Source organism: Leifsonia sp. HAY1-4F, assembly GCF_056755275.1.
In genome coordinates, this window is the sequence record NZ_JBNDHX010000150.1 from 1 (window position 1) to 6,520 (window position 6,520).

7 protein-coding genes and 1 pseudogene are annotated in these 6,520 nt (G+C 70.0%); 4 read left to right on the forward strand and 4 right to left on the reverse strand.

Annotation, left to right across the window (positions count from 1 at the left end):
- A partial coding sequence (locus ACPYOG_RS18215; RefSeq protein WP_481295563.1) for a helicase-associated domain-containing protein occupies positions 1–1,578 on the reverse strand: 1,578 nt, incomplete at its 3' end.
- 24 nt (positions 1,579–1,602) lie between these two features.
- A complete protein-coding gene (locus ACPYOG_RS18220; RefSeq protein ID WP_481295564.1) occupies positions 1,603–1,914 on the reverse strand; it encodes a hypothetical protein in 312 nt (103 codons plus the stop codon).
- A gap of 56 nt (positions 1,915–1,970) precedes the next feature.
- Between ACPYOG_RS18220 and ACPYOG_RS18225 the strand changes: the two genes are divergently transcribed.
- On the forward strand, positions 1,971–2,351 hold the full coding sequence (locus tag ACPYOG_RS18225; RefSeq protein ID WP_090040500.1) for a cold-shock protein: 381 nt from the start codon (positions 1,971–1,973) through the stop codon (positions 2,349–2,351).
- Positions 2,344–2,733: pseudogene (locus ACPYOG_RS18230) on the forward strand (DUF3027 domain-containing protein); the annotation flags it as partial. The gene ACPYOG_RS18225 and the pseudogene ACPYOG_RS18230, both read left to right, overlap by 8 nt.
- Positions 2,734–3,048: 315 nt before the next feature.
- On the opposite strand, the gene ACPYOG_RS18235 reads toward ACPYOG_RS18230, so the two are convergent.
- Both ACPYOG_RS18235 and serC read right to left on the reverse strand, forming a co-directional pair.
- On the reverse strand, positions 3,049–3,285 hold the full coding sequence (locus ACPYOG_RS18235) for a DUF2530 domain-containing protein (RefSeq protein WP_481295565.1): 237 nt from the start codon (positions 3,283–3,285) through the stop codon (positions 3,049–3,051).
- A 9-nt stretch (positions 3,286–3,294) separates the two neighbouring features.
- Positions 3,295–4,410: a phosphoserine transaminase gene (gene serC / locus ACPYOG_RS18240; protein ID WP_481295566.1), complete on the reverse strand. Its 1,116-nt coding sequence runs from the start codon at positions 4,408–4,410 to the stop codon at positions 3,295–3,297.
- 144 nt (positions 4,411–4,554) lie between these two features.
- Between serC and ACPYOG_RS18245 the strand changes: the two genes are divergently transcribed.
- Both ACPYOG_RS18245 and ACPYOG_RS18250 read left to right on the forward strand, forming a co-directional pair.
- Entirely contained in the window at positions 4,555–5,247 is a 693-nt protein-coding gene (locus ACPYOG_RS18245) for an iron-dependent transcriptional repressor DtxR (RefSeq protein WP_481295567.1), read from the forward strand.
- Between the two features lie 221 nt (positions 5,248–5,468).
- Positions 5,469–6,389: a C40 family peptidase gene (locus tag ACPYOG_RS18250; protein WP_481295568.1), complete on the forward strand. Its 921-nt coding sequence runs from the start codon at positions 5,469–5,471 to the stop codon at positions 6,387–6,389.
- Positions 6,390–6,520: the final 131 nt, after the last annotated feature.

A 6,520-nucleotide genomic window follows, 5' to 3' on the forward strand; every position in this document is an offset into this window, starting at 1 on the left:
TCCGTCGTCGGCAGCGTCAGATGTGTATAAGAGACAGACGGGATACCGCGCGTCGCTGATCGCCCAGAACACCACGTCGCGGGGGAAGCGGCTGATCAGCTCCCCGTGGCCGGAATGCGCGAACCGCAGGGAGGCGAGCGCCTGGTCGACCTGGATGGTCCGCAGCAGGGTCGCATCCTCCGACCGCACCGCCGCGTGCGCTCCCTCGCCGACGACCGCGCGCACGCGCACCCGGCCGTGGCGTTCGGAGGCGTCCGCGATGAGGTAGTCGAGCGGCTGCGGGAGGCCGGTGAGCGAGATCTCGGACAGGAACTGCCGGATGCCCTCCGCCGTCTCTCCCGCGGTGAGCGCCCGATCCACCGATGCGGCCGAGAGCCGGAACGTGGATGCGAGCGCCCGCGACTCCAGGTCGGCGATCGCGCGCAGTCGTCCCTCGATCTCGGGAGCGAGCGGCCCGGGCGAGACGATCGTCAAGTCGTGCTGCAGGTACACCCGGTCGACCTCCGCCGGGAACAGTGCAGTGATGGCGGCCGTCGCCGCGTCGGGGCCGGCCTCCACCAGCGCCGTTCCGGCAGAGGACGGCGCCTGATGCGCCGTCACGCCGAGCCACTCCGCGAGGCGCGTGTGCGCATCCACTCGGCCCTGTGCCTCGTCGATGGCGGCGGGATGCAGCCAGGCGATCTGCTCGCGGAGGCTCTCGCCCCAGGCGGCCCGGCTGCGCAGGGCGAGCAGCGTGCGCACGTCGTCGGGGACGGCGTCGAGCCACGCGGCGGCGAGGTCGCGCCAGCGGGCGGGGGTCGGAGAGTGCGACCAGGATGCGGCGCTCTCGGTGGGGAGCCACATCCCGTCGTCCACGGCCACCAGGCCGGCGCTCGCGGCCGCGGAGAGCGCGACGGGGACGAGGTCGGCATCCACCGCGAGTGCCTGCGCGAGGCGCTTCACGGCCGGGAGGGCCAGGCCGCCCTTCTGCAGGCGCCTCGCGCCTTCGCGGCCGAGCTCTGCGACGAGCTCGGACACGGCAGCGACCGCCTCGAACGCGCGCTCGGCGGCGAGGCGGTCGGTGAAGCGGCCCTCCGTGTCCGGGACGGGTGCGAGCGCGGCCGGCGGGGGAGTGCGGAGCAACTCGTCGGGAGACGGCAGGCCCATTGCCGGCCAGGCGGCGAGCTGTGCGGTCACGGGCTCGTACCCGGCGAACCGCGGCGCTGACGCGCCATCCCCGTTCGCGCCGCCCGCCTCCTCCACGGGATGGACCAGCAGCAGCCCCGCCAGGTCATCCAACGCCGCAGAGATGGTCGCCCCCGAACTGCCCGCCGTGGCCGGGTGCCCGGCCAGCTGCCGCGAGACCCCGGCCGCCGTCAGCGGCGCCTCGGCGCGGGCGAGTACGACCAGGATGGCGAGCCGGATGCGGTCGAGGGGTGCGAGCGCGCGCTGCAGCGAGTCCGCATCCAGCAGGGCCTCGCCCAGGTCGAAGTAATCGGCGACGCCCTGTCGCCGATAGGTGCGGTGGTGCAGGGCGGCGACGAGCGCGTCGTCGTCCAGCCCCCGGAGTCGCGCTGCGAGAGCGAGCGTGGTCGTCATCGCGCGGCCGCCGAGCCGACGCCGCTAGCGCCGGCCCGTGCTGTCGCCGGGCCGTCCGGTGCCGTTTCCGCCCGCCGCGTTCGCGGCCCGGTTGCGTCGCGCACTCACGATGAGCAGGACGATGATCAGCACGAAGGCGATCGGGAGCGCTCCGTACGGCAGCAGGAACACGGCGGGCCAGATGCCCTGGCCCGATCCCTGGGCGGCGAACTGCCCCGCCGCGGTGCCGATGAGGATGGCCGCGATGCAGACCAGGGAGAGGATAACGAGCGCGGCGATGATGTACGCGAGGATGCGCTGGAGCCGGGATGCCGGCGGAGGGGTCTGCTGGGTCACGAAATCAAGGATAATTGAGGACGGTCATCCGATCCCCCATGCGAAGTGAGGTTCCCATGCCAACCGGCAAGGTCAAGTTCTACGACGAGGAGAAAGGCTTCGGCTTCATCAGCTCTGATGACGGCCAGGAAGTCTTCCTGCACGCCTCGGCCCTCCCCGCTGGTGCGGTCGTGAAGGCGGGGTCGCGCCTCGAGTTCGGCATCGCCGACGGCAAGCGCGGCGCGCAGGCGCTGTCCGTGCGCGTCCTGGAGGCTCCGCCGAGCCTGGCGAAGATGAAGCGCAAGTCTGCGGACGACATGGCGATCATCGTCGAAGACCTGGTGAAGCTGCTCGACGGCATCGGCTCCAACCTGCGCCGGGGCAAGTACCCGGACAAGGCGCACGGCGCGAAGATCGCCGCCGTGCTGCGCAAGGTCGCGGACGACCTGGATGCCTGAGCTCGGGGACGACGCGACGCCGGCCGTGCAAGCCGACCCGGAGCTGATCGCCGCGGTTCCGCTCGCCCGTGGTGCTCTCGCGGAGATCACTCCGGAGTCGACCATCGGCGAGCCCCTCGGTTACGAGGTCGAGGAGTCCGGCGCCGTCTCCCTGTTCTTCGAGTGCCGCATCCCCGGCTATCCGGGCTGGCACTGGACCGTGACGGTCGGCCGCGCCGGAGACGACGCCGAGCCGACGGTGCTGGAGGCGGAGTTGATGCCCGGCGACGGGGCGCTCCTCGCTCCCGACTGGGTGCCGTGGTCGGATCGCCTGGCCGACTACCAGGCCGCCCAGGAGGCGCACGCCGTTCCGGGCGCCGAAGGCGACGACGACGACGAGGAGGACGACGAGGACGAAGACGAGGACGACGGGTTCGACGACTCCGAGGACGACCGCGACGTGCACGACCTGCACGACGACGGCGACTTGGATGGGGTCGACATCGACAGCGTGGATGTCGGCTTCGACGAGGAGACGGACATCGACACCGGGCTCGACCTGGAGGCGGAGGAGGCCGCGGCGCTCGCCGCGCCGATCGACGAGGATGCCGCCGACGAGGATGCTCCCGACGATGATGCTGCCGACGAGGACGCTCCCGACGAGGATGCGACCGACGATGACGCTACCGACGAGGACGCGACCGACTCCCGCCGCACCTCAGCGGCGCCGCGTCACCGTCAGGTAACCGAGCCCGAGCACTCCGAGGACGAGTCCGACGACGATGGTGCCGACCCAGGTGCCCCGGTCGCTGACGCCGAGCGGGATGCCGACGATCACGACGACGACGAGGGCGAACAGCCAGAGCGCTAGCCCGACGACGACGGCCCGCCGGTCATCCGTCTTCACGGGGACCGGGTCGGGCCGACGTTCGCCGTCGCGGAGCCAGAGGCGCATCGCGCTCGCTCAGCCCAGTCGTTCGACCACGTACTCGATGCAGCCGATCAGCGCGCGCACATCCGCCGGCTCGATGGCCGTGAACGTCGCGACGCGCAGCTGGTTGCGGCCGAGCTTCCGGTAGGGCTCCGTGTCGACGATGCCGTTCGCGCGCAACGTCTTGGCGATCGCTGCCGCGTCGATCCGCTCGTCGAAGTCGATCGTGACGACGACCTGCGAACGGTGTGACGGCTCGGCGACGAACGGCGTCGCGTAGTCGACGCTGTCCGCCCAGGAGTACAGCGCACCGGACGACTCGCGCGTGCGCGCATCCGCCCAGGAGAGGCCGCCGTTGCCGTTCATCCACTCGAGCTGGTTCTCCAGGAGCACGAGGGTCGCGATCGCCGGGGTGTTCAGCGTCTGGTTGAGGCGCGAGTTGTCGACGGCGTTCTTCAGGCTCAGGAACTCCGGGATGTAGCGTCCGCTCGCCGCGATGCGCTCGACCCGCTCGAGGGCGGCGGGGGAGAACAGTGCGAGCCAGAGGCCGCCGTCCGAGGCGAAGTTCTTCTGCGGGGCGAAGTAGTACACATCCGCTTCGCTCACATCGAGGTCGACGCCGCCGGCGGCGCTCGTCGCGTCGATGACGGTCAGCGCGCCCTCGTCGCCCTGGACACGGCGGACCGGCGCCATGACGCCGGTCGAGGTCTCGTTGTGCGGCCATGCGTACAGGTCGACGCCGGCGACGACCTCGACCTCGCTGCGCGACCCGCCCGGTGCTTCGAGCACGTGCGGCGCTTCGAGCCACGGCGCCGCCGCCGCCTTGGCGAACTTGCCGCCGAACTCGCCGAAGACGAGGTTCTCGCTGCGCTTCTCGATCAGGCCGAAGGCTGCAGCATCCCAGAACGCGGTCGAGCCGCCGTTGCCGATGACGACCTCGTAGCCGTCGGGGATGCGGAACAGCTCACCCAGCCCCTCGCGCACGCGGCCCACCAGGTTCTTGACCGGCGCCTGCCGATGGGAGGTGCCCAGCAGTTCCGCGCCGGGCCCGGCGAGGTAGGCGACCTGCTCGGGGCGGACCTTGGAGGGTCCGCATCCGAATCGACCGTCGGCGGGCAGCAGGTCAGAGGGAATAGTGGTCTCCGGCATAACTGAAGTGTATTGGCTGTTGCACCATCGCAGCGGCGCATGACGGCGCGACGGCCAGGGGATGCGGCCAGGCCCGCACCCGCCTGTCGGCCGCAGGAAGTAGGCTGACATCCGGCATTCGCGCGCCGCACCACGGAGGGGTACATGACCGATCTCATCGACACGACAGAGATGTACCTCCGCACCATTCTGGAGCTGGAGGAGGACAACATCGTCCCCCTGCGCGCCCGCATCTCGGAGCGTCTCGGCCACTCCGGCCCGACCGTCTCTCAGACCGTCGGCCGGATGGAGCGCGACGGCCTCGTCGTGGTCTCCGGCGACCGGCACCTCGAACTGACCGACGAGGGCCGCCGCAAGGCCGTGCACGTGATGCGCAAGCACCGCCTCGCAGAGCGCCTGCTCAGCGACGTGATCGAGCTCGAGTGGGAGTACGTCCACGAAGAGGCGTGCCGCTGGGAGCACGTGATGAGCGAGCAGGTCGAACGCAAGCTGCTGACCATGCTCGGGCACCCGACCGAGTCGCCGTACGGCAATCCGATCCCCGGTCTGAGCGAGCTGGGCGCGCCCGACTCCTCCGTATCCACTGAGAGCCTCGTCAACCTGGTCGATGTCGTGCGCGGCAACGATTCGGGCGTGACGGCCAAGATCCGGCGCCTCGGCGAGCCGGCCCAGGTCGACCCCGAGCTGCTCCTCCAGCTGAAGCAGGCGGGCGTTTTTCCCGGCTCGACCGGCACTTTCTCTCCGGCAGGATCGTATGTCGCCGTCCAGATCGACGGGTTCGACGCCGGTCTCGAACTGCCCAACGAGCTCGCGGCGCACATCTTCGTCGACGCCTGAGTCCCGTTACCGATTCGTTAAAAAACCCGCCAAAAGATGTGACAAACGACATATCGTCCCGTAGTCTCTTACGAGTCCGAACGGGTCAGAAGCCGGCCCACAGGACCCCGGATCGGGACGCTCCACCCCCCTGAACCCGTCTCCCGATCCGTGACACCGAAGCCCACTCGCTACGGACGGGGGCAGCTCCCTAGTGCTGCTGGAGCGTTGGAGGTCACACTTTGGCAGACTCGAGCACGTCCGGTCCCACCCAGGACCGGACAAACCCGGACCAGAGCACCACAGACTCACGCAGCACCACCGGCATCGTCCCCATCTCCCGCCGCAACTCCCGCGCGGCGCGTGAGGCGACCACGTCGTCCCGGCCGGCAGGGTCGCCGGCTCGCACGACATCCACCGGCTCCATTGCCACGCAGGCGAAGAAGAAGCGCCGCGGCGGCTGGATTCTGAATGCCGGCGCCATCACGGTCGCCGCCGGAATCATCGCCACCATGGCCATCCCCGCCTTCGCCTTCAACCCGAACGGCACCGACAGCGCAGCCTTCGGCCCGAGCGCCGTCGACTCCATGAAGAAGGCCCAGTCGCAAACCGTCGAGGTCGGGGGAGTCGCCACCGAGGCCGTCAGCCGCGACACCGCGTCCGCGACGAGTGAGCAGCAGCTGAACGCGCAGAAGGCCGCCGCCGCGGCCGCTGCCGCCGCAGAAGCGGCCCGTGCGCAGGCCGCCATCGAGCTGACCAACTATGCCAAGGCCTCCACCGGCCCTTCGGTCTCCGACTTCCTGGCCAACCCGCCTTACCCGAGCTTCAGCCTCGCGCAGGTCTTCTCGGTGGCCCAGCAGTACATCGGCACCCCGTACGTGTACGGCGGCGCCAGCCCGGCCGGCATGGACTGCTCCGGCTACGTCATGTACGTCTACGCGCAGTTCGGAATCAACCTGCCGCACTCCGTGTCCGGTCAGGCGGCGATGGGCAAGCGGATCTCGATCGCCGACGCGCAGCCCGGCGACGTCGTCATCATGTCCGGCCACGACGGCTTCTACGCCGGCAACGGCAACATCATGGATGCGCCCGACTCCGGCCGCTCCATCTCCATCCGCCCGATCTGGACGAGCGACTTCTACATCGTCCGCCTCGGAATCTGACACTCCCGATCCGTCTCGCTCGCGGGCATCCACTCGGTTTCGGATCGGTAAACACTCCGCACCACAGCACCGGATCGGCGCGCCACGAATAGGTCTGTCTCTTATACACATCTGACGCTGCCGACGACGGA

Coding starts and splice junctions, on each gene's coding strand:
- ACPYOG_RS18225 (WP_090040500.1), top strand. CDS start 1,971: ATGCCAACCGGCAAGGTCAAGTTCTACGACGAGGAGAAAGGCTTCGGC.
- ACPYOG_RS18235 (WP_481295565.1), bottom strand. CDS start 3,285: ATGCGCCTCTGGCTCCGCGACGGCGAACGTCGGCCCGACCCGGTCCCC.
- serC (WP_481295566.1), bottom strand. CDS start 4,410: ATGCCGGAGACCACTATTCCCTCTGACCTGCTGCCCGCCGACGGTCGA.
- ACPYOG_RS18245 (WP_481295567.1), top strand. CDS start 4,555: ATGACCGATCTCATCGACACGACAGAGATGTACCTCCGCACCATTCTG.